This window comes from Gilliamella sp. Nev5-1, assembly GCF_001690895.1.
Lineage (GTDB): Bacteria > Pseudomonadota > Gammaproteobacteria > Enterobacterales > Orbaceae > Gilliamella > Gilliamella apicola_C.
Genome location: NZ_LZHO01000062.1, coordinates 1 through 452, shown reverse-complemented (window position 1 = coordinate 452; position 452 = coordinate 1). Strand labels below are relative to the sequence as shown.

Annotated in this window: 1 pseudogene; it reads right to left on the bottom strand. The window is 41.2% G+C overall.

The features are described from left to right. A pseudogene (locus A9G41_RS14755) lies at window positions 1-452 on the bottom strand (IS5/IS1182 family transposase); the annotation flags it as partial.

Here is a 452-nt window from a genome sequence, read left to right as displayed (position 1 = left end):
GAATCATGGATATTTCCAGCTGTGACATAGGTATCGGTAATTAAATTATGTTTGCCATCAACCGTTCGGTGATCTAAGTAGAAGAACCCTTTAGGCTTGCCTTCCCGATGCATAAAGCCACTGTCCAGATCTGTTGTACTGACTTTAACCTCCTTGTATTTCTCTACCGTCGATGGCTTTAAGGCTTTTTTCCGTTTAATTCTCTTTCTGCGTTGATGGCTTGATTAAGCGCATCAATATATTGACTGGGCTCAACAATACGCTGCTCATTACGTGCTTTGCCTTTATTGGCATTTGCTTTTAGGTGAGTACTGTCCGTATATAATACCCGACCACTTATCAACCCTTTGGCAATGGCCTGCTCAACAATATTATCAAAAATCTGTTGATAGATTTCACTGTCATTAAACCGACGGCGACGATTTTGACTAAGTGTTGAGGCGTCAATCACT